The organism is Candidatus Symbiopectobacterium sp. NZEC135 (genome assembly GCF_025962695.1).
On the sequence record NZ_JAGFPF010001238.1, the window covers coordinates 1 to 644 of the forward strand.

General features: G+C 45.2%; 1 protein-coding gene. It reads left to right on the plus strand.

Annotated elements, in window-relative coordinates; all coding sequences use genetic code 11:
* The first annotated feature begins 60 nt into the window (after positions 1 to 60).
* Positions 61 to 315 (plus strand): helix-turn-helix domain-containing protein, encoded by a 255-nt coding sequence (locus J5224_RS33575; RefSeq protein ID WP_264629206.1) that lies wholly within the window; start codon positions 61 to 63, stop codon positions 313 to 315.
* The last annotated feature ends 329 nt before the right edge of the window (positions 316 to 644 follow it).

Sequence of the window (644 nt, forward strand, 5' to 3'; positions counted from 1 at the left end):
CTTTACCGTTGTGACTAATAGTCCGTGGACTGATAAGCATCAAAAAACAATGCTTACTCCATGAAAATACCCAATTCCATCAAAGCCCGTTTGGGGCAGCGCGTAAGATCACTCAGGTTGCAGGCTAATCTGTCGCAAGAAGCTTTTGCTGAAAAATGTGGGTTAGACCGCACATATCTCAGTGGTGTTGAACGCGGCGTGCGCAATCCTACGCTGGAAGTGCTCTATATCATCGCCGTTGGGTTTCAAATCGATCTGGTTACACTGTTTGCTTTTGACGATGACGCCCAAGCGCCATCATCTGTAGATCAATAGCGCGCAATGTCTGTGGCGATTATTCCTCGCCTGTTATTCATCAATTCTCCCCAATAGTCCCCTCGGTTCTGTTTTCCCCCTGCTGTGTGGAAAAAACAAATCTGTGCTATACCTTTATTATGTTTATCCCGGCACCTGATTTAATTCGTTAAATCCTAAGGAAACACAACAATGGCAACGCACTTACTGACGCTGTGGGATATATTGGTCACGGCATTTTCACTGTTCTTTTTTATTGCTTATCTCTTTATTCTTTTCCAGGTGGTATCCGACCTGTTTCGCGATCAGGAAGCCAGCGGCCTTTACAAAGCGGCGTCGATTGTTTTCTT

Bases quoted from the DNA above. Each gene is read 5' to 3' on its own strand.
- J5224_RS33575 (WP_264629206.1), top strand. From the start codon at position 61: ATGAAAATACCCAATTCCATCAAAGCCCGTTTGGGGCAGCGCGTAAGA.